At 65.2% G+C, this 20,367-nt stretch carries 16 protein-coding genes; 9 read left to right on the top strand and 7 right to left on the bottom strand.

What is annotated here, in order from left to right; all coding sequences use genetic code 11:
- Positions 1 to 37: 37 nt before the first annotated feature.
- The 5 genes from AB9K35_RS11880 to AB9K35_RS11860 form a co-directional block, all read right to left on the bottom strand.
- Positions 38 to 553 carry an N-acetyltransferase family protein gene (locus tag AB9K35_RS11880; RefSeq protein WP_369926315.1) on the bottom strand — a complete coding sequence of 172 codons (516 nt, stop codon included), beginning with the start codon at positions 551 to 553 and terminating at the stop codon, positions 38 to 40.
- Between the two features lie 27 nt (positions 554 to 580).
- On the bottom strand, positions 581 to 1,360 hold the full coding sequence (locus AB9K35_RS11875) for a gamma-glutamyl-gamma-aminobutyrate hydrolase family protein (protein WP_222455901.1): 780 nt from the start codon (positions 1,358 to 1,360) through the stop codon (positions 581 to 583).
- A gap of 152 nt (positions 1,361 to 1,512) precedes the next feature.
- Positions 1,513 to 1,941, bottom strand: coding sequence for a heme-binding protein (locus tag AB9K35_RS11870; RefSeq protein ID WP_369926313.1), 429 nt, complete (start codon positions 1,939 to 1,941; stop codon positions 1,513 to 1,515).
- Positions 1,942 to 2,061: 120 nt separating this feature from the next.
- Entirely contained in the window at positions 2,062 to 4,209 is a 2,148-nt protein-coding gene (locus AB9K35_RS11865) for a malate synthase G (RefSeq protein ID WP_369926311.1), read from the bottom strand.
- Between the two features lie 219 nt (positions 4,210 to 4,428).
- Complete coding sequence (locus tag AB9K35_RS11860; protein WP_222455898.1) at positions 4,429 to 4,635, bottom strand: hypothetical protein; 207 nt, start codon at positions 4,633 to 4,635, stop codon at positions 4,429 to 4,431.
- Positions 4,636 to 4,758: 123 nt separating this feature from the next.
- Between AB9K35_RS11860 and pepN the strand changes: the two genes are divergently transcribed.
- From pepN to AB9K35_RS11845, 3 genes are all read left to right on the top strand, one after another.
- On the top strand, positions 4,759 to 7,323 hold the full coding sequence (pepN, locus tag AB9K35_RS11855) for an aminopeptidase N (protein ID WP_369926309.1): 2,565 nt from the start codon (positions 4,759 to 4,761) through the stop codon (positions 7,321 to 7,323).
- Complete coding sequence (locus AB9K35_RS11850) at positions 7,316 to 7,771, top strand: hypothetical protein (RefSeq protein ID WP_369926307.1); 456 nt, start codon at positions 7,316 to 7,318, stop codon at positions 7,769 to 7,771. The genes pepN and AB9K35_RS11850 overlap by 8 nt, the downstream gene beginning before the upstream one ends.
- Before the next feature lie 190 nt (positions 7,772 to 7,961).
- The gene (locus tag AB9K35_RS11845; protein WP_369926305.1) at positions 7,962 to 9,314 is read left to right on the top strand and encodes a hypothetical protein; all 1,353 of its coding nucleotides are present in this window, start codon (positions 7,962 to 7,964) and stop codon (positions 9,312 to 9,314) included.
- A 64-nt stretch (positions 9,315 to 9,378) separates the two neighbouring features.
- Here the strand turns inward: AB9K35_RS11845 and AB9K35_RS11840 are convergent, their stop codons facing one another.
- On the bottom strand, positions 9,379 to 11,745 hold the full coding sequence (locus tag AB9K35_RS11840; RefSeq protein ID WP_369926303.1) for a Tex family protein: 2,367 nt from the start codon (positions 11,743 to 11,745) through the stop codon (positions 9,379 to 9,381).
- Positions 11,746 to 12,081: 336 nt separating this feature from the next.
- On the opposite strand from AB9K35_RS11840, the gene gatB reads away from it, so the two are divergent.
- From gatB to AB9K35_RS11825, 3 genes are all read left to right on the top strand, one after another.
- On the top strand, positions 12,082 to 13,596 hold the full coding sequence (gatB, locus tag AB9K35_RS11835; protein WP_369926301.1) for an Asp-tRNA(Asn)/Glu-tRNA(Gln) amidotransferase subunit GatB: 1,515 nt from the start codon (positions 12,082 to 12,084) through the stop codon (positions 13,594 to 13,596).
- Positions 13,597 to 13,793: 197 nt separating this feature from the next.
- Positions 13,794 to 15,035: a peptidase T gene (pepT, locus tag AB9K35_RS11830; RefSeq protein ID WP_369926299.1), complete on the top strand. Its 1,242-nt coding sequence runs from the start codon at positions 13,794 to 13,796 to the stop codon at positions 15,033 to 15,035.
- Between the two features lie 135 nt (positions 15,036 to 15,170).
- Entirely contained in the window at positions 15,171 to 15,686 is a 516-nt protein-coding gene (locus tag AB9K35_RS11825) for a DUF4177 domain-containing protein (RefSeq protein WP_369926297.1), read from the top strand.
- Positions 15,687 to 15,741: 55 nt separating this feature from the next.
- Here the strand turns inward: AB9K35_RS11825 and AB9K35_RS11820 are convergent, their stop codons facing one another.
- Positions 15,742 to 15,996 (bottom strand): BolA family protein, encoded by a 255-nt coding sequence (locus AB9K35_RS11820; protein ID WP_222455891.1) that lies wholly within the window; start codon positions 15,994 to 15,996, stop codon positions 15,742 to 15,744.
- A gap of 106 nt (positions 15,997 to 16,102) precedes the next feature.
- Between AB9K35_RS11820 and AB9K35_RS11815 the strand changes: the two genes are divergently transcribed.
- The 3 genes from AB9K35_RS11815 (at position 16,103) to cobT (ending at position 20,176) form a co-directional block, all read left to right on the top strand.
- Positions 16,103 to 16,726 (top strand): DnaJ domain-containing protein, encoded by a 624-nt coding sequence (locus AB9K35_RS11815; RefSeq protein ID WP_222455890.1) that lies wholly within the window; start codon positions 16,103 to 16,105, stop codon positions 16,724 to 16,726.
- A 419-nt stretch (positions 16,727 to 17,145) separates the two neighbouring features.
- Positions 17,146 to 18,132 carry a cobaltochelatase subunit CobS gene (cobS, locus tag AB9K35_RS11810; RefSeq protein WP_222455889.1) on the top strand — a complete coding sequence of 329 codons (987 nt, stop codon included), beginning with the start codon at positions 17,146 to 17,148 and terminating at the stop codon, positions 18,130 to 18,132.
- Positions 18,133 to 18,298: 166 nt separating this feature from the next.
- Positions 18,299 to 20,176, top strand: coding sequence for a cobaltochelatase subunit CobT (gene cobT / locus AB9K35_RS11805; RefSeq protein ID WP_222455888.1), 1,878 nt, complete (start codon positions 18,299 to 18,301; stop codon positions 20,174 to 20,176).
- Positions 20,177 to 20,367: the final 191 nt, after the last annotated feature.

Below are 20,367 nucleotides of genomic sequence, written 5' to 3'. Positions count from 1 at the left end.
CCCTGGCCTGCCCGGCACCGGGTGGGCCGAGGGCAGGTCAGGCGAGGTGCTTCTCCATCAGGTAGTTGTGCATCATCACGCCGTCACGCTCAAATACGCAGCGCTGCTGCACAGTAAACCCCTGATGCTCAAAGAACCCGCGTGCCGCCTCGCTGGCGCGCACATGGAGGCGGGTCAGCCCGTCCTGCCGCGCCGCAGCCTCGAGATCCGCGTACAGTACCGCGGCCACGCCCTGCCCCGCAGCGCGCGGATGGCAGAACAGCATATCCACATGCCCGTCCGCTTCCAGATCGATGAACGCGGCAGGCATATCCTCCGCATCGACCGCCACCCACAGCTGCCGCCCGTCCGACAGCCGCCGCCCGAATACCTCGGTCGGCGGGTGTTCCGGGCACCAGGCGCGGATCTGCTCCGGGGTGTAGTGACGGCTGGCCAGCCCATGCACCGCGGCATGAAAAACCTCTGCCAGCGCGGCGGCATCCTCCGGCCTGCCGGGCCGGATGCGGTAAGCGGACGATCCGCTCCCGGCAGCCCCTTTGGTTGCCAGTGTCATCTTAAACCTCTTGCGACGTTGTGCGGGTCAGGCGCTTTTCTGGAATCCGGCCTGAACGCGGGTATCAGCCCAGCCGCGCACCGCGCGGCCAAAGGCCTCGAACAGCGGACGCGACACCGGGTCATTGGCGGCATCCCATTCCGGGTGCCACTGAACCGACAAGGTAAAACCGGGGGCATCCTTGATGTAGATGGCCTCTGGCGTCCCATCGGGCGCATGCCCGTCCACCACCACACGCGGGCCGGGGCGCTTGATGCCCTGCCCGTGCAGCGTGTTGGTCATAACCTCTTCGGCGCCCATCAGCTGATGGAACACCCCGCCGGAGCTGAATTTGACGGGATGACGCAGGGCAAATTTCTCTTCCAGCGTGCCATCGGGCGGCATCCGGTGGTTCATCCGCCCCGGCAGGTCGCGGATCTCGGGGTAGAGCGTGCCGCCCATCGCCACGTTCACCTCCTGAAAGCCGCGGCAGATGCCCAGGAACGGCTGACCGCGTTCGACGCAGGCCCGCACCAGCGGCAGGGTGATGGCATCGCGGGCGCGGTCAAAGGCCCCATGTGCCTCGGTCTCGGCCTCGCCGTATTCCGCGGGGTGCACGTTTGGGCGGCCGCCGGTCAGCAGGAAGCCGTCGAAGGTGTCCAGCAGTTCCTCTACCGTGACGAAGCGCGGGTCTGACGGGATCATCAGCGGCATGCAGCCCGCCACCTCGGCCACAGCCTCGGAGTTCATCGTGCCGCCCGCGTGCACGGGGTACTGATCGTTGATCAGATAGGAATTGCCGATAATGCCAACCTTGGGACGCGCCATGATCCACCCGCGAAACTAATGCCTGTGGGAAAACCTAGCTCTGCCCTCTGCAGGGTTCAACAGTCGGCACCGCGCAACACATTGTTCACGCACACACATGCGCGATGGTCCTGCAGCCGGACGACAGGCGGCGCAGACGCCCGGCGCGCGCCTCAGGCCTCGCCCTGCAGGCCCACGGCCTCGATCCCGGCCAGCGCCGCGATGGCGTCATTGTCGGAGGTATCGCCGGTCACGCCCACCGCGCCAATCACCGCGCCTGTGCTGTCGCGCACCAGAACGCCGCCCGGCACCGGCACCACCTGGCCACCATAGACCCCGTTCACCGCCGCCATGAAATAACCCTGCGCCTCGGCCCGCGCCATCTGCGCCGTGCCCCCCATGCCCAGCATCACCGCGCCATAGGCCTTGGCCTGCGCGATCGCAAAGCGGCCTGGCGCGGCGCCGTCCTCGCGCACGAAGGCCTGCACATGGCCGCCCGCATCCAGCACCACCACCGACAAGGGCTTCAGCGCCAGTGCGCGGCCCTTTTCCAGCGCCGCCCCGATGATGCCGCGCGCTTCGCTCAGAGAAATCCCAGCCATATCCGTCCTGCCTTTCGCTTACCTTGCGTCAGAACGAAAAAGGAGGCCAAACGGCCCCCTTTGACTAGCCGCATTTGCGGCGAAACTGTTTTGCGCGGGTCAGTTCGACGCAGGCCGCAATCAGCCTGCCGCAGCCTGCGCCTTCAGCTCGAGACGGCGCGCGTGCAGCACCGGCTCGGTGTAGCCCGAGGGCTGCACCCGCCCCTTGAACACCAGATCGCAGGCGGCCTGAAAGGCGATGGTGTCATAGCCCGGCGCCATCGCGCGGTAGCTGTTGTCGCCACGGTTCTGCGCATCAACGACCTGCGCCATCTTGCGCATCGAGGCCATCACCTCCTCCTCGCTCACCACGCCGTGGTGCAGCCAGTTGGCGATATGCTGGGCCGAGATCCGGCAGGTGGCGCGATCTTCCATCAGGCCGATGTCGTTGATGTCCGGCACTTTGGAGCAGCCCACCCCCTGATCGACCCAGCGCACCACGTAGCCCAGAATGCCTTGCGCGTTGTTGTCCACCTCGCGGGCGATCTGTTCCGGCGTCCAGCGACGGAAGCTCGCCAGCGGAATTTCCAGGATACCGTCCACATGGGCGCGGCGTCCGCCCGCCTTCAGCTTGGCCTGCACCGCCATCACATCGACCTTGTGATAGTGCAGCGCATGCAGGGTTGCGGCGGTCGGGCTGGGCACCCAGGCGCAGTTGGCGCCGGATTTGGGATGCTCGATCTTCTGCTCCAGCATCGCCGCCATCATGTCGGGCATCGCCCACATGCCCTTGCCGATCTGCGCCTTACCGGACAGGCCACATTCCAGGCCGATGTCCACGTTCAGGTTCTCATAGGCCCCGATCCAGCCCTTGCGCTTGATGAAATCCTTGCGGCTGAAGGGGCCAGCCTCCATCGAGGTGTGGATCTCGTCGCCAGTGCGATCAAGGAAGCCGGTGTTGATGAAAGCGACCCGGTGCTTGGCGGCGCGGATGCATTCCTTCAGGTTGACCGAGGTGCGGCGCTCCTCATCCATGATGCCGATTTTCACGGTGTGGCGCGGCAGGCCGAGGATGTCCTCGACCTTGTCAAAGATGCGGTCGGTAAAGGCGACCTCTTCCGGCCCGTGCATCTTGGGCTTCACCACATAGACCGAGCCATGGGCAGAGTTGCCGCCATCCCGCTTGAGATCATGCATGGCAATCGCAACGGTGATCAACGCATCGAGCAGCCCCTCGTAGGCCTCGTTGCCGTCCTTATCCAGAACCGCGGGGTTGGTCATCAGGTGGCCGACGTTGCGCACCCACAACAGGGCGCGCCCCTTCACGGTCAGGGCAGAGCCATCCGGCGCGGTGTAGTCCAGATCCGGATTCAGGCGGCGGGTGAGGGTCTTACCGCCCTTGTCGAGCTTGGCTTCGAGATCGCCCTTCATCAGGCCGAGCCAGTTGGAATAGGCCAGAACCTTGTCCTCGGCGTCGACGCAGGCGACCGAATCCTCGCAATCCATGATCGCCGACATCGCGCTTTCCAGCCGCACGTCCGCCAGCCCCGCCTGATCGCGCGCGCCGATCGCATGGGTCCGGTCAAAGACCAGCTCCACATGCAGGCCATTGTTGCGCAGCAGCACGGCATCGGGGGCCTTGGGGTTGCCGTGGTAGCCGACGAATTTTTCCGGCTGCGCAAGCGGCAGATCATCAACCAGCAGCGCGCCATCCTGCACGTGATAGCGGCGGGCGTCGGCGTGGCTGGTGCCCTCCACCGGGAAAGCCTCATCCAGGAACACCCGTGCGCGGGCAACGACGCGGGCACCGCGGCCCTTGTCATACCCGCCCTTGGGCGCAGGCGTGCCCATGGCGTCCGTGCCATAGAACGCGTCATACAGGCTGCCCCAGCGGGCATTGGCCGCGTTCAGCGCGTAGCGCGCGTTGGTGATCGGCACCACCAGCTGCGGCCCCGGCACCTTTGCGATCTCGGGATCGACGTTGCTGGTCTCGATCTCGAAGTCATCGCCCTCGGGCAGCAGGTAGCCAATCTCGCTCAGGAAGGTCTTATAGGCCTGATGGTCATGCGGCTTGTCGCGGTTCGCGATATGCCAGGCATCGATCTTGGCCTGGATGTCCTCGCGCTTTTGCAGCAGCGCACGGTTCTCGGGGCCAAAGGTATTCACCAGGTCTGCCAGGCCGGACCAGAAGGCCTCTGCCGCAACCCCGGTACCGGGCAGCGCCTGCGTTTCGATGAACTCCGCCAGTTCCGGCGCGACCTGAATTCCCTGTTTTTCGACCCGGCTCATGACTTGCTCCTTTCGGCGGTACACCACTGTATGCTGCATCCTACCTAGGGCAGAAGTTTCCGATCAGCAACAAAACAGCCATCCTGTGAAACCAAACGCAATTTCTTGATTTTCAAGAAAGTGCCGAAAAGAATTCCGAATATGCAATAGCTGGGAGCCCCTAAGAAAAGGGCGCACAGCTTTCGCTGCACGCCCCGGCAAACGGGCTCGGGCCCAATATCAGTCAGCGGTACCGTTGATGACCGCCTGCACCTCATCCGCGGTCGCCGGCAGCTCGGCGGTGTCATCCTCACTCGCGCGGTCAACGACCATCAGCGTGAGCAATGCGATCGCGGCCACACCAAAAATTGCGGCAGCGCCGATACCCAGCAGCGAAGGTTTGTGGTCTTTCTTCTGACGCTCAACATTGGTGTCCGGTGCTGACATAACTGATCTCCTTAAGGTAACAAATTGACACGCAGGACGGCTTGCCGCTCCGCCTGCTGTTGCCTACGACTAGGGAAACAACGTGCCGGACCCGCTCCGGTTCCCCCAAAATGAGGTTCCGCCGTGAAAGATGCCAGTCCTGCCACCGCCCCCGAAACCATCTACCTGAAAGACTACACGCCATTCGGATACGACATAGAAAGCGTTCATCTGACCTTCCACCTCGCCCCCGAAGCCACGCGCGTTCTCAGCAAGATCCGCTTCGCTCCGAAGGCAGATGCCACGGACGCGACCTTCTTCCTGCACGGTGAGGAGCTGAAGCTGATCTCGGCGAAGATTGATGGTCAGGAGGTGTCACCGACGCTTGTTGAGGGTGGCCTGAAATGCGACGTGCCCAGCGCCCCCTTCACCTGGGAAGCCGAGGTGGAAATCAACCCGGCGGGCAATACCGCGCTGGAGGGGCTCTACATGTCGAACGGCATGTACTGCACCCAGTGCGAGGCCGAGGGCTTCCGCAAGATCACCTATTACCCCGACCGTCCCGACGTGATGTCCACCTTCACCGTGCGCATCGAGGGCGACGCATCGGTGATGCTGTCCAACGGCAACCCCATGGGCAAAGGCGAGGGCTGGGCCGAATGGCACGATCCCTGGCCGAAACCGGCCTATCTGTTTGCGCTGGTGGCTGGCGACCTGGTCAACCACCCCGGTCAGTTCACCACCAAATCGGGAAAGGAGGTCGAGCTGAACATCTGGGTCCGCCCGGGGGATGAGGACAAATGCGCCTTCGGCATGGAAGCGCTGAAGAAGTCGATGAAATGGGACGAGGATGTCTACGGCCTGGAATACGACCTCGAACTCTTCAACATCGTCGCTGTCGATGACTTCAACATGGGCGCGATGGAGAACAAGGGGTTGAACATCTTCAACTCCTCCTGCGTTCTGGCGTCGCCCGAAACCTCCACGGATGCCAATTTCGAACGCATCGAAGCGATCATCGCGCATGAGTATTTCCACAACTGGACCGGCAACCGCATCACCTGCCGCGACTGGTTCCAGCTGTGCCTGAAAGAGGGGCTGACGGTGTTCCGCGACGCACAGTTCACCGCCGACATGCGCTCGGAGCCGGTGAAGCGGATCGAGGACGTGATCGCCCTGCGTGCCCGCCAGTTCCCCGAGGACAACGGCCCGCTCGCGCACCCGCCGCGCCCCGAACAGTTCCAGGAAATCAACAACTTCTACACCGCTACCGTCTATGAAAAAGGCGCCGAGGTGATCGGCATGTTGAAGCGGCTGGTGGGGGATGACAATTACTACAAGGCGCTCAAACTCTACTTTGAGCGCCACGACGGCCAAGCCTGCACCATCGAAGACTGGCTGAAGGTCTTCGAGGATGCCACCGGGCGCGATCTCAGCCAGTTCAAGCTGTGGTACAGCGAGGCCGGAACCCCCCGCTTGAAAGTCTCGGAGGACTACGCCGACGGCACCTATACCCTGACATTCGAGCAATCGACGCCGCCCACCCCCGGCCAGCCGCAGAAGGCGCCGCGCGTGATTCCGGTGGCGGTCGGCCTGCTGTCGCCCAACGGCGACGAGGTGCGTGGCACCGAAGTGCTGGAGCTGACCGAAGCCAGGCAGAGTTTCACCTTCGAGGGCCTCGCCGCCAAGCCGGTGCCCTCCATCTTGCGCGAGTTCTCGGCCCCGGTGATCCTCGAACGCGAGACCACCAATGCCGAACGCGCCTTCTTGCTGGCGCATGACACCGATCCCTTCAATCGCTGGGAAGCGGGCAACGCCTTGGCCAAGGAAGTCCGCGTGGCGATGGTCGTTGACGGTGCCACCCCCGACGCGGCCTATCTGGACGCCCTTGAAAAACTGGTGCGCGACGACGACCAGGACCCCGCCTTCCGGGCGCTGGTGCTGTCGCCGCCGAGCCAGGCCGACATCGCCCAGACCCTGGCAGAGCGCGGCCACACGCCGGATCCGCAAAAAATCTACGATGCGGCCGAAACCTTTGCCCAGACGCTGGCGCAGCAACTGGAGACCAGCCTGCCCCGGCTTTACGCCGCCACGACGGTCGACGGCCCCTATCGCCCGGACGCCGAAAGCGCCGGCAAACGCGCACTGAACGGTCGCATCCTGTCGCTGCTGACCCGGCTGGACGGCGGCGAGCAGGCCGCGCGCCAATATGCGACGGCGGACAACATGACCCAGCAGTACACGGCATTGTCCTGCCTGATGAAAGCGGAAAAGGCCGATGCGCAGTCGCAGGCCTTCTTTGACCAGTGGCAGCACGACCGCCTGGTGATGGACAAGTGGTTCGCCCTGCAAATCGCCTGTGCCTCCCCCGAGAATGCAGCCGCCACCGCGGCCGCCCTCACCCGGCACCCGCTGTTTGACATGAAGAACCCCAACCGCTTCCGCGCCGTTTTCGGCGCGCTGGCCGGCAATCATGCAGGGTTCCACCATGCCAGCGGTGACGGCTACGTGCTCCTCGCCGACAACCTGATCGCCCTCGACAAGCTCAACCCGCAGACCACGGCCCGCATGTGCGCGGCCTTCCAGACCTGGAAGCGCTACGACACCGCCCGTCAGGAACGGATCCGTGAGCAGCTCCTGCGGATCGCGGGCACCGACGGGTTGAGCCGCGACACCAACGAGATGGTCAGCCGGATCCTGGATGCCTGACCCGCAAACCAAGCCTCCCCCGGCGGATTTCACATTCGCCCGTCGGGGGCGGTCCCCTGCCGCGTTTGCGCTGGTGACTGCCTGGCTGGCTGCATTGCTGGGCCTTTGGCTACTGCTGGAGGCCTCGCCGCTGGTCATAGCACTTCTGACGCTGCCGGTGCTGCCAGCCCTTCTAGATCTGATCCGCAATCCCAGTGCCGGGCTGACGATGTCGCCCCAACGGGTTGACTGGCACAGTGGACGGCTGACCGGCTTCGTGAAGTTGGAGGAGGTCGACCACCTGCGCCTCGACACCCGCTGGGACTTCTCCCGGCGCGCGACGCTCGTCCTGAAAGACGGACAGCGCCTCCGCCTGCCGCAAGAGGCGACCCCACCCATAGATCGGCTGGAAGCCGCATTTGCCGCCCACGGGCTGCGCTGCAAACGCCACCATTTCTCCCCGTTCTGATACGGCCTTGCTGCCCGTTGGCGTACAACAGAACCGATTGGCTGCCCGCGCGGAAACCTGCGTGCGATCTTGCCTGTTTGCGGCGAATTATCGCCTTCGCTCAGGAACTTCCCCAGTCGCGCCATGATTGCGCCCCAATGCCTGACGAGAATGCCAGTAACGACAAGCTGCCAATCTTCAGGACGCGCAAATGTTCAATCCGTCTCGACAGGCGCGGGAAATGTTCTCGCGGATTTCCGGCCTGCTCTCCGCCACTGCGCCTGGCGGCCAACTGCGCTCCGCCTCCAAAGCCCGCGCCGTGCCGGTTGCGGTGCCGGTCCCGGTGCCAACGACGCAGCCGAAGCCGGTTGAGCAGACAGTCGCAAGCCCCGCCACCCGACTGGAGGACAGCCTGTCGATTCCGATCTGCGAGGCGGACGGAGACCCCGAAGCGGTTGCTGCACAGGACCAGGGCCAATTCCTCGCCCGTCAGGAGCTGTGGGCCGAACTGTCCGCCGAGATTCGTGCCGCGGATCAGGCCAGGACCGTGACCAGCTCTGGTCTGCCGATCGCCGAGCTTATCGCCTTTGGCGCGCGCGCGGATGTGGTGCATGCCACCGAGCACGCGCTGGCAGAAGGCAAGGATGCGGGCAGCCGCGCGCTGATCCGGGGCCTGATGGCCTTTGAGGCGCTGCGTGCCGAACATCGCCGCGATCCCTATCTGACCGCACTGGTGGCACTGGCGCATATCGACATCGGCTGGGCCTGGCGCAGACCAGACACCCGCCAAGCCGTCACCCCGCCCAACCAGCGACGCTGCGCCGCCCATTTCAACCGCGCCGCCGCGCTGCTTCACCCCATTGCAGAACTCAGCGCGGACAGCCCGTTTCTGAGGGCCGCGCAATGTGCACTGCTGGCGGGCCAGGGCCACGCCCCCGAGGATGTCGCCGATGAATTCGGCGCCCTGATCGCCCTGTTGCCCCGAAATCACCGTCCGATGCGCAGCCTGGGAACCCTGATGCTGCCCCGCAGTGCAGGCTCCTATGCTGCCCTCGAACTGGAGGCCCGCCGCACCGCGGCCAACACCGCCGACACCTGGGGCGCGGGCGGGTATGCTTGGGTCTATTTCGATGCGCTGGCGCTGGATGATCAGGCCTGCGCCCGCGTTGACACGCGGGTCTTCCTAGCCGGTCTGCGCGACATTGTCGCCGCCGCACCCTCGCAGGAGATGATCAATCTCCTCACCGCGTATTGCTGCGTTACCCTGCGCCGGGCCGAAGACACCCAATCGGAAGCGTCGCATCAGGCGGCCGCGAACCGGCAACGGATCGCCAGCGCCGCCGACTGGCTGATCCGCGACCACCTGCAAGAGCTGCACCCAATGGTCTGGGCCCATGCCGCAGAAGGGTTCGACAACAGCGCTCGGGTGCGCTCCGTCAGCCGGTTTGCCGCCCGCGGAGAAGCGGAAGGGCTGGCCGCCATCGCCGGACATTTCCGCAAGGAAATCACCGCCGGTCAAACGGTGACCTTCACCGCGGAAGGCCCGCGGTTCACCCCGGCCTGAGAACACCCGCCCGCCGCCGCGACCCGGCGCGCGTCCGCAACACGCCGAGCCGCGTTGCGCGACCTCAGGTCTTCTTGAAGGCGTCCATCAGCGCCGCGCCCAGCGCGCCCGTTCCCGCGCCGCCTTTCTGGTCACCCTGCGACTTGCCCCGCCCGGCCTTGGCGCCGCCGGGCTTGCCGCCGCCGCGCGCAGGCCCGCCTTTGGGCCCCGCGCGGTCGCCTGCCCGGGCTCCGCCGCGCGCGTTGCGGTCGTCTCGCGCAGACGCGCCGCCATCCTTCTTCATCGTCAGGCCAATGCGCTTGCGCGGCACGTCGACCTCGGTCACCGTGACCTTGACCACCTGGCCAGTCTTGACCACCTCATGCGGATCTTTCACGAAACGGTCCGCCAACTGGCTGACATGCACCAGCCCGTCCTGATGCACGCCGATATCCACAAAGGCACCAAAGGCGGCGACATTGGTCACGGTGCCTTCCAGCACCATGCCCGGTTTCAGATCGGTGATCTCCTCCACCCCATCCTTGAAAGCGGCGGTGACGAAGGACGGTCGGGGATCTCGGCCCGGCTTCTCCAGTTCAGCGAAAATGTCCCGCACCGTCGGCAGGCCGACATCGCCGCTGACGAAATCTTCCGGCCTCAGCTTTTTCAGCGCCGCGGCGTCGCCCATGATCTCGCGGATGTCACGGCCGCAGGCTGCCACGATCTTGCGCGCCACATCATAGGATTCCGGGTGCACGGCCGAGGCGTCCAACGGCTCCTTGCCATCCCGGATGCGCAGGAAGCCCGCGCATTGCTCAAAGGCCTTGGGCCCGAGGCGCGCCACTTTCAGCAACTCCCTGCGGGAGGCAAACGGCCCGTTCTGGTCACGATGCGCAACGATCGCTTCGGCCAGACCGGGGCCAAGACCCGACACATGGGACAGCAGCGGCGCAGAGGCCATGTTGAGGTCGACGCCGACAGCGTTCACCACATCCTCGATCACCGCTTCCAGCGATTTGGTCAGCTTGTGCTGGTCGACATCATGCTGGTACTGGCCAACGCCGATACTCTTGGGCTCAATCTTCACCAGTTCCGCCAAGGGATCCTGCAGGCGTCGCGCGATCGACACCGCGCCGCGCAGGGACACGTCCAGATCGGGGAATTCCCGCGCCGCCAGTTCCGACGCGGAATAGACCGAGGCCCCTGCCTCGCTCACCACCACCTTGGTCGGTGCCTTGATCTTGGCGGGCAGATGCTTCAGCACCTCCGCGACCATACGCTCGGTCTCGCGGCTGGCAGTGCCATTGCCGATGGCGATCAGCTCGACCCCATGTTCCGCGATCATCTTGACGATCGCCACCTGCGCACCGCGCAGATCATTCTTCGGCTGAAACGGGTACAGCGTCTCGGTGGCCACCAATTTCCCGGTTGCGTCAACCACCGCGGCCTTGACGCCGGTGCGAATGCCCGGATCCAGCCCGAGGGTCGGTCGCGCACCGGCTGGCGCTGCAAACAACAGGTCCTTGAGGTTGCGGGCAAAGACCTGAATGGCGTCCTCCTGGGCACGTGCTCGCAGATCGCTCATCAGCTCCAGCATCATCGACAGGCTCAATTTCACCCGCCAGCACCAGCCTGCGACCTTGCGCAACCAGACGTCCCCCGGCCCGTTGCCGCCAGCGCCCAGCTCCGCCGCAACCATCGCCTCGGCGCGGGCCGCGCCCTCTTCCGGCTCCGGTCCGGCATCCAGCGTCAGCACGCCCTCATTGGCACCACGCAGCATCGCCAGCGCCCGGTGCGACGGCACATCGGCCCAGCGCTCGCTGTGGTCGAAATAATCCGAAAACTTGGCGCCTTCCTGCTCCTTGCCCTCGACCACGCGCGCGGTCAGCACGGCCTCGCGCTGCAGGAACGTCCGCAAGCGCCCCAGCAGGCCCGCATTCTCGGTCAGCCGCTCGGTCAGGATGTCCCGCGCGCCGTTCAGCGCATCCTTCACCGTCGGCACTGCCTCGGTGATGTAGCCTTCGGCGAGTTTCTCCGGGTCGGCGTTGCGATTGTCCAGAATGGCCTCGGCCAGCGGCTCCAACCCGTTTTCCCGCGCGATCATCGCCTTGGTGCGCCGCTTCGGCTTGTAGGGGAGGTAGATATCCTCGAGCTGTGCCTTGGTCTCGGCCTTGGCGATCGAGGCCGCCAGCTCATCGGTCAGCTTGTCCTGCCCCTTGATCGACTCGAGGATGGCCGCGCGGCGCTTTTCCAGCTCGCGCAGGTATTCCAGCCGTTCCGCCAGGGTGCGCAGCTGGCTGTCATCCAGCCCCCCGGTTGCCTCTTTCCGGTAGCGCGCGACAAAGGGCACGGTGGCGCCTTCATCCAGCAGCGCCACCGCGGCGCTCACCTGCTTGGCGGCAGCGCCGATCTCTGCGGCAATGGTCTGGCTGATGCGGGCGGATGTGTCCAAGGCGACCTCCTGAAGTTCTGCTCGGTCTGCCAGTTCTAGCCCTCCTGCTGCACCCCGCCAAGAGGCTGAATCAGGCACAGGCGAACCATCGCGAAGGACAGCGCCCGTTCGCATGCAGCAGCCAAGCGCCCGCCCACGGGGACGGACCGGCGCTGCCGGGGCTGTCAGCCCGTACGATTCAAGGGGCTTCCGCCCGCCTCAAAGCTCTCTGTGCCACCTGCCCTCTTGCTCCTCCGCGCCGCCGGGCCTAGAACGCTGTGCAACTGAAATTGACAGTGTGCCGATGAAACATCGCACCACGTCACTGCAACTGACATTCGGATACGGCGGAAAACCATGCTCGACCTGACATATGAACTCCCCAAGCCCAAGGTGATCGCGGGCGCCAAGCATGACTGGGAACTGGTCATCGGCATGGAGGTGCATGCCCAGGTCAGCTCCAATGCCAAGCTGTTCTCCGGCGCCTCCACCAAATTCGGCGCCGAGCCGAACTCGAACGTGGCATTCGTCGACGCGGCGATGCCGGGGATGCTGCCCGTCATCAATGAATACTGCGTCGAGCAGGCGGTGCGCACCGGCCTGGGCCTGAAGGCGGACATCAACCTGTGGTCGGCCTTCGACCGCAAGAACTACTTCTACCCGGACCTGCCGCAGGGCTACCAGATCTCCCAGCTCTACCACCCGATCGTGGGCGAGGGCGAAGTGCTGGTGGAACTGGGCGACGGCACCGCGCGCAAGGTGCGGATCGAGCGCATCCACATGGAACAGGACGCGGGCAAGTCGATCCACGACATGGACCCCAACATGTCCTTCGTGGACCTGAACCGCACCGGCGTCTGCCTGATGGAAATTGTCTCCCGCCCCGACATTCGCGGGCCTGAGGAAGCTGCCGCCTATATCGCCAAGCTGCGCCAGATCATGCAGTACCTTGGCACCTGCGACGGCAACATGCAGAACGGCAACCTGCGCGCCGACGTGAACGTCTCGGTCTGCCTGCCCGGTCAATACGAGAAATATCAGGAAACGCAGGACTTCTCGCATCTCGGCACCCGTTGCGAGATCAAGAACATGAACTCCATGCGTTTCATCCAGCAGGCCATCGAGGTCGAGGCCCGCCGCCAGATCGCCATCATCGAAGCCGGTGGCGAAGTGGAGCAGGAAACCCGCCTCTATGACCCGGACAAGGGGGAAACCCGCTCCATGCGCTCCAAGGAAGAGGCGCATGACTACCGCTATTTCCCCGACCCGGACCTGCTGCCGCTGGAGATCGAGCAGGAATGGGTGGACGATATCGCCGCCAAGCTGCCGGAACTGCCCGACGAGAAAAAGGCGCGCTTCATCAAGGACTTCGGCCTGTCCGATTACGACGCATCGGTACTGACGGCCGAGGTGGAATCGGCCGCCTACTTCGAGGAGACGGCCAAAGGGCGCAATGGCAAGCTGGCCGCGAACTGGGTCATCAACGAGCTGTTCGGCCGCCTGAAAAAGGACGACGACAAGCCGATCACCGAATCCCCGGTCTCCCCTGCCCAGCTGGGCGGTATCATCGACCTGATTTCCTCGGACGCGATTTCCGGCAAGATCGCCAAGGATCTGTTTGAAATCGTCTATACCGAAGGCGGCGACCCGGCGCAGATCGTCGAGGAACGCGGCATGAAGCAGGTGACCGACACCGGCGCCATCGAAGCCGCGCTGGACGAGATCATCGCCGCCAACCCGGCACAGGTGGAAAAGGCCAAGGTGAACCCGAAACTGGCAGGCTGGTTCGTCGGCCAGGTGATGAAAGCCACCGGCGGCAAGGCCAACCCCAAGGCGGTCAACGAACTGGTCGCCAAGAAACTGGGCGGCTGACCCCGCCACGAGCCGGACTCTTGCACCAGATTTTGCTAAGGGCGCCCACAGCGGCGCCCTTTTCGCATGGGGATTGGTCGCACATCCTGTCCTCGGGTCTACATCGGGCTGCCCCGCCGCCGCCCCCCCCCGAAGCCATCCCGCTTGACCTCTCCCGTGCCAGCGGCTTTGCTGCGGCGAAAACCCCCGGAGGTCACATGTCACGCAAATTCGATCAGGAACTTCAGGACCGTCTTGTCCGCTACGCTGCCATCGACAGCCAGAGCGACGAGAACTCGTCCACCACTCCCAGCACCGATTGCCAGTTCGACATGCTGAACCTCCTCGTCGACGAACTGCGCGACATCGGGGCCGCGGACGTGCGGCTGACCGACTACGGCGTCGTTCTGGCCACCATTCCCGGCACCAGGCCGGGGCCGACCGTGGGCTTTCTCGCCCATGTTGACACCGCGCCGCAGTTCAATGCCACCGGCGTCAAACCGCGGGTGATCCAGGGCTACAACGGCGGCGACATCAGCTTTCCCGACAACCCGGATCTGGTTCTGTCGCCCGAGACAAACCCCTATCTCGCCTCCAAGCAGGGCGAAGACATCATCACGGCCTCGGGGCAGACCCTCTTGGGCGGCGATGACAAGGCGGGTGTGGCCATCATCATGACCATGGCGCGGCACCTGCTGGACAACCCGGACCTGCCCCGCCCCACCCTCCGCATCGCCTTCACCCCGGACGAGGAAATCGGCCGCGGCGTCGGCCCGCAGCTGCCCCGCGACCTGCAGGCGGATTTCGCCTATACGCTGGACGGCGGCGAGGTCGGCGAAATCATCTATGAAAGCTTCAGCGCCGACCGCGCCGTGGTGCGCATCAAGGGGGTTTCGATCCACCCCGGTCAGGCCAAGGAGAAGATGGTCAACGCCGCCCACCTGGCAGCCAAGATCGTGCAAACCCTGCCGCAGGCGACAATGACGCCGGAAACCACCGACGGGCGCGAAGGCTTCCTGCATGTGACCGACATGAACGGCGGCTCCTCCGAGATGGAGCTGAAGCTGATCCTGCGCGACTTCGAGCGCGAGGGTCTGGAGGACAAGGGCGATCTGCTGCGCCAGGTCTGCGCCGCCGTGCAGGCGGGTGAGCCCCGCGCCGAGATCAGCGTTGAGATCACCCCGCAATACCGCAACATGCGCTATTGGCTGGAGGAGGACATGACTCCGGTGGAGCTGGCCCGCGACGCCTGCCGCACGCATGGGATCGAGCCGGTCTCGACGCCGATCCGCGGCGGCACCGACGGCTCGCGACTGACCGAGCTGGGCGTGCCCACGCCCAATATCTTCACCGGCATGCAGGAAATCCACGGACCGCTGGAATGGATCTCGGTGCAGGACATGGCCCGTGCCACCGAGGTCTGCCTGACGCTGGCGCAGATGGCCGCCAAGCAGGAGTGAACGACGCAGGTAGAGCTGAAGGAGCCGTCCGCGCCCCGCGCGGACGCGAATGCCCGCCCAACTCGACGCTTGACCTCGCGCTCTGGAACCGGGCATCTACCCCAGTGAACCAACACGCAAATTCCGGAGACAGTCATGCAGGCCTTTGAGTACAAAGTCGTCCCCGCCCCGGCCAAAGGCACCAAGGCCAAGGGCATCAAGACCCCGGAAGCCCGCTTTGCCCACACGATCGAGCTCCTGATGAACGAATTGGCGGCCGAGGGCTGGGAGTACCAGCGCGCCGAGCTGCTGCCGAGCGAGGAGCGCGCCGGGCTGACCGGCAGCACCACCAATTGGCGCAACGTGCTGGTGTTCCGTCGCCCCGTGGCGGCACAGGCCCCCGCCGATGCAACCGCCGCAGACGCCACCCTGCGGGCGCCTGCGCGCACAGCCCCCGAAGCTCCCGCCCGGGAACCTCGGCTGACGGCCACCGCAGGCGACCCGGAAGCCCCGGCAGACGCCACCCCCGTTCCCGGCCCCGGCGCGGCCCGGATGCAAGCCGATGACGGCGTCGAAGAGCTGAGCCCGGTCTCCGGCATGACGGCCGCGCTGAAGCGGCGGGCCGAGAAGGCCGCGAAGAAGGACGACCCGAAAGAAAACGGGGAGAGCTGAGCCCTCCCCGCGCTGTCTGGATACTGATACGGGCAGCGCCCGGCAGTTCCGGGCGTCAGGTGCCGATATCCAGGGCCAGCGCGTGAATGCGCGGCACGATATCCCCGAGCGCCTTGTGCACGGCACGGTGCTGTTGCACCCGGTTCATGCCCTCAAAGGCGGTGGCACGGATTTTCACCGCGAAATGGCTCTCGCCCGAGCCGTCATCGCCCGCGTGTCCGGCATGTTTGTGGCTTTCGTTCACCACTTCCAGCACTGTCGGATCAAAGGCCGTCTGCAAGGCCGTTTCCATCTCCTGCTTCACGTTCATTTTCCGCTCATCCCCATCTTTTTTCTACACGCCCCCTTCTATCTGGCGCCCCTTAGACTAAACTGCTGCCTCCGAGTCGAACAGATGCGTCTAGAAGGTGCGCCCCATGACCAAATCCGATCCCTTTGGCTTTGATATGTCCGTCCGCTCTGCCAAAAAGAAAAATCCGCGCGGGCGGCGCGCAGCCACGGGGGCTTCCGAGACCTCGACCCGCGTCTGCGATCACCCGGGGTGCGAGGAAGCCGGCAAGTTCCGCGCTCCCAAGGCACCGGACGTGCTCGATGATTACTACTGGTTCTGCCAGGAGCATGTGCGCGAATACAACAACAAGTGGAACTTCTTCGAGGGCACGACAGAAGCCGAGCTGAACGCCCAGCGTTCCAAGGACAAGGTGTGGGAGCGCCAGACCAAGCCGATGGGCGACCCCGAGGCGCGGGCCTGGGCCCGGCTGGGCATCGAGGATCCGCACCAGGTGCTGGGGGCGAACGCGACCCTCAACCCGGGACGCAACGCCAAGGCGGGCCGGCGCCTGCCGCCCACCGAGCGCCGGGCGATCGAAATCCTCGAGGCCAAGGACGACTGGTCCAAGGCCGAGATCCGCAAGGCCTACAAGAAGCTGATCAAGGTGCTGCACCCCGACATGAACGGTGGTGACCGCAGCCAGGAAGAGCAGCTGCAGGAGGTCCGCTGGGCCTGGGACCAGATCAAGGACAGCAAAAGCTTCAAGTAACCGCCGACCGCATCCGCAGCATCACCGGGGGGCTTGCGGGCCTCCCCGGTGCGGAGCCATTGGCGTTTTCGGTCTGTCTAAGCGGTCTTTTGCCGACCGTTTACGATAGAGACTTTATTGCTTTGACCTGTTCCGGCAGCGCGGTTAGGCAGGGGATGTCGGTTGCAGCCCTTCCCCCCGAGAGCGCAGAACATTGCCGACATAACGCGCCCCCCGCTGCCCGGCTGGGGGCGCTGTTCGTTGGCTGGCGCGAGCTTCTCCCCTGACGTCAGCCTCGGCTGCCGCAACAGTTGTCCTGTCACAAATGCCGCCTTCGCCCGGTTGTCGGGACGGTTTCCCTTGCCCTTCGGCCGCAGATCAGGCACCAATCCCGCGAATTGGACCCTGACGGCAGGGCAGACAGATAAGGATCGACTGGGATGACCGACGGCTTTGTGGACATGAATGCGAAACCGACCGAAACGATTTCGGTGCGCGATGTATTCGGAATCGACACGGATATGACGGTCAAGGGCTTTGCCGAAGGCTCCGACCGGGTGCCGGCGCTGGACCCCACCTACAAGTTCGACCCCGAAACCACGCTCGCGATCCTCGCGGGCTTCAGCCACAACCGCCGGGTGATGATCCAGGGCTACCACGGCACCGGCAAGTCGACCCATATCGAACAGGTCGCGGCCCGGCTGAACTGGCCCTCCGTGCGGGTGAACCTCGACAGCCACATCTCCCGGATCGACCTGATCGGCAAGGACGCGATCAAGCTGCGCGATGGCAAGCAGGTCACCGAATTCCACGAGGGCATCCTGCCCTGGGCGCTGCGCAACCCGGTGGCCATCGTGTTCGACGAATACGACGCCGGCCGCGCCGACGTGATGTTCGTGATCCAGCGAGTGCTGGAGCATGACGGCAAGCTGACGCTGCTGGACCAGAACGAGATCATCACCCCGAACCCGTTCTTCCGCCTGTTCGCGACCGCCAACACCGTCGGCCTCGGCGACACCACCGGCCTGTATCACGGCACCCAGCAGATCAACCAGGCGCAGATGGACCGCTGGTCGCTGGTTTCGACGCTGAACTACCTCAGCCATGATGCCGAGGCAGCCATCATCCTGTCCAAGGCGCCGCATTACAACACCGCTGAGGGCCGCAAGACCATCTCTCAGATGGTAACCGTGGCCGACCTCACCCGCACCGCCTTCATGAACGGTGACCTGTCCACCGTGATGAGCCCGCGGACCGTGATCAACTGGGCGCAGAACGCCGAGATCTTCCGCAACGTGGGCTATGCCTTCCGGCTGTCGTTCCTGAACAAATGCGACGAGCTGGAGCGCCAGACCGTGGCCGAGTTCTACCAGCGCTGCTTTGACGAAGAACTGCCCGAAAGCGCCGCAAGCGTTTCGCTGGGCTGAATGTGACGTACCGCCCGGCCGTCAGGCCGGGCCGCGCCCGCCCCGCCCCCAACGGGGCGGGCGCTTCGCTTCCCACCCCGCCGGGCCGGGCGCTGCCCCAACCGCAGCTGTCCCACTGGACTTTCCCGAAACAAGGGGGGATGCTCAAAAGGGATAAGGTGCGACCATGAAAAAGCCGAACGACAACCCCGCCGATCCGTTCAAGAAGGCGCTGGCCGAAGCCACCAAGGTGATGGCCGACGACCCGGAACTTTCGGTCAGCTACACCGTCGACCCCTCGGGGCTGTCGGGCGACTCGATGCGGCTGCCGCAGGTCTCCCGCCGGATGAGCCGCGAAGAAGTTCTGCTGGCCCGCGGCACCGCGGATGCGTTGGCGCTGCGGCACAAGTTCCACAATGACGCGACGCACGCCAAATATGCGCCTCAGGGCGAAATGGCCCGCGACCTCTACGACGCGATGGAAACCGCCCGCTGCGAGGCGATGGGCGCGCGCCACATGCCCGGCACCGCCTCCAACATCGATGTGAAGATCCGCAACGAGGCGCTGCGCCGCGGCTACGACCAGATGAAATCCTCCTCCGAGGCGCCGCTGGCGGCCTCGGCCGGTTACCTGATCCGCCACCTCGCCACCGGTCGCCCGCTGCCGGAAGGTGCCGCGAACATCATGGAACTGTGGCGCGGCTTCATCGAATCCCAGGCCGGCGGCACGCTGGAAAACCTGGACGAGACCATCGCCGACCAGGCCGCCTTTGCCAAACTGGCGCGGCAGGTGATCTCGGACCTCGGCTATGGCGACCAGCTGGGCGACGACCCGGACGATCTGGACGATGACGCCAACGACGAGGCCGAGGACTCCCCCGAAGAGCAGGACGATCCCGACAGCTCCGGCCAGGACGACTCCGACGACGAGGAGGCCGACGCCTCCCCCGAGCAGAGCCAGGAACAGCAGCAGGACGAATCCCAGGCGCAGATCTCCGCCGATGACATGGCGGATGAGGAGCTGGCCGAAGACACCGAGATGCCCGACGGCGAGGCACCGCTGGAGCCGCCCGCACCGCCGCCGGTGTCGGATGCCGACCCCGACTACAAGGTGTTCCTCGACGCCCATGACGAGGAAATCGCCGCCGAAGATCTGGCCGAACCGGCCGAGCTGGAACGTCTGCGCGCCTATCTCGACCAGCAGCTGGAGCCGCTGAAAGGCGCGGTTTCAAGGCTGGCAAACAAGCTGCAGCGCCGCCTTCAGGCGCAGCAGAACCGCTCGTGGGAGTTCGACCTCGAGGAAGGCATTCTGGACGCCGGTCGACTGGCGCGGGTTGTCGCCAACCCGACCACGCCGCTGTCCTTCAAGATCGAGAAAGACACCGAGTTCCGCGACACCGTGGTCACGCTCTTGCTGGACAACTCCGGCTCGATGCGCGGGCGTCCGATCTCGATTGCCGCAATCTGCGCCGACGTGCTCGCCCGCACGCTGGAGCGCTGCAACGTGAAGGTCGAAATCCTCGGCTTCACCACCCGCGCGTGGAAAGGTGGCCTTGCCCGCGAGGCCTGGCTGAACGAGGGCCGCCCGCAGCAGCCCGGTCGCCTGAACGACCTGCGCCACATCATCTACAAGGGCGCCGACGCCCCGATGCGCCGCACCCGCGACAACCTCGGCCTGATGATGAAAGAGGGGCTGCTGAAGGAAAACATCGACGGCGAGGCGCTGGAATGGGCGCACCGCCGCATGGTGAACCGCCCCGAGGCACGCAAGATCCTGATGGTGATCTCCGATGGCGCACCAGTCGACGATTCGACACTGTCGGTGAACCCCGCCAGCTACCTCGAGAAGCACCTGCGCGACGTCATCGCCATGGTTGAGCGCCGCAAGCAGGTGGAGCTTCTGGCCATCGGCATCGGCCACGATGTGACCCGCTATTACGAGCGTGCGGTGACCATCACCGATGTGGAGCAGCTGGCCGGCGCCATGACCGAACAGCTGGCCGCCCTCTTCGACAGCGACCCGCGTGCACGCGCCCGGGTGATGGGAATGAAGCGCGCGGGCTAACGTCCCCGTCCCGGTCTCCCGACGCAGGCCGGGGCCCTCCCGCGCCCTTGGACGGCATCTTGCGATGCCATCCGCAGTCTTGGGCCCGGCCGCGCGCTGACGCGCGCGGCACCAGCGGCTGCCCCGGGCCGCCACTGCCCAGCCTCCGGACGGGAACGGGCGGCAGCGGGATCCGCAAGCACTCCCCGGCA

It is taken from the genome of Leisingera sp. XS_AS12, assembly GCF_041224635.1.
Classification (GTDB): Bacteria; Pseudomonadota; Alphaproteobacteria; order Rhodobacterales; family Rhodobacteraceae; genus Leisingera.
Note: the sequence above shows the minus strand (reverse complement) of the source record. Positions and strands in the feature narration are given on the sequence as shown.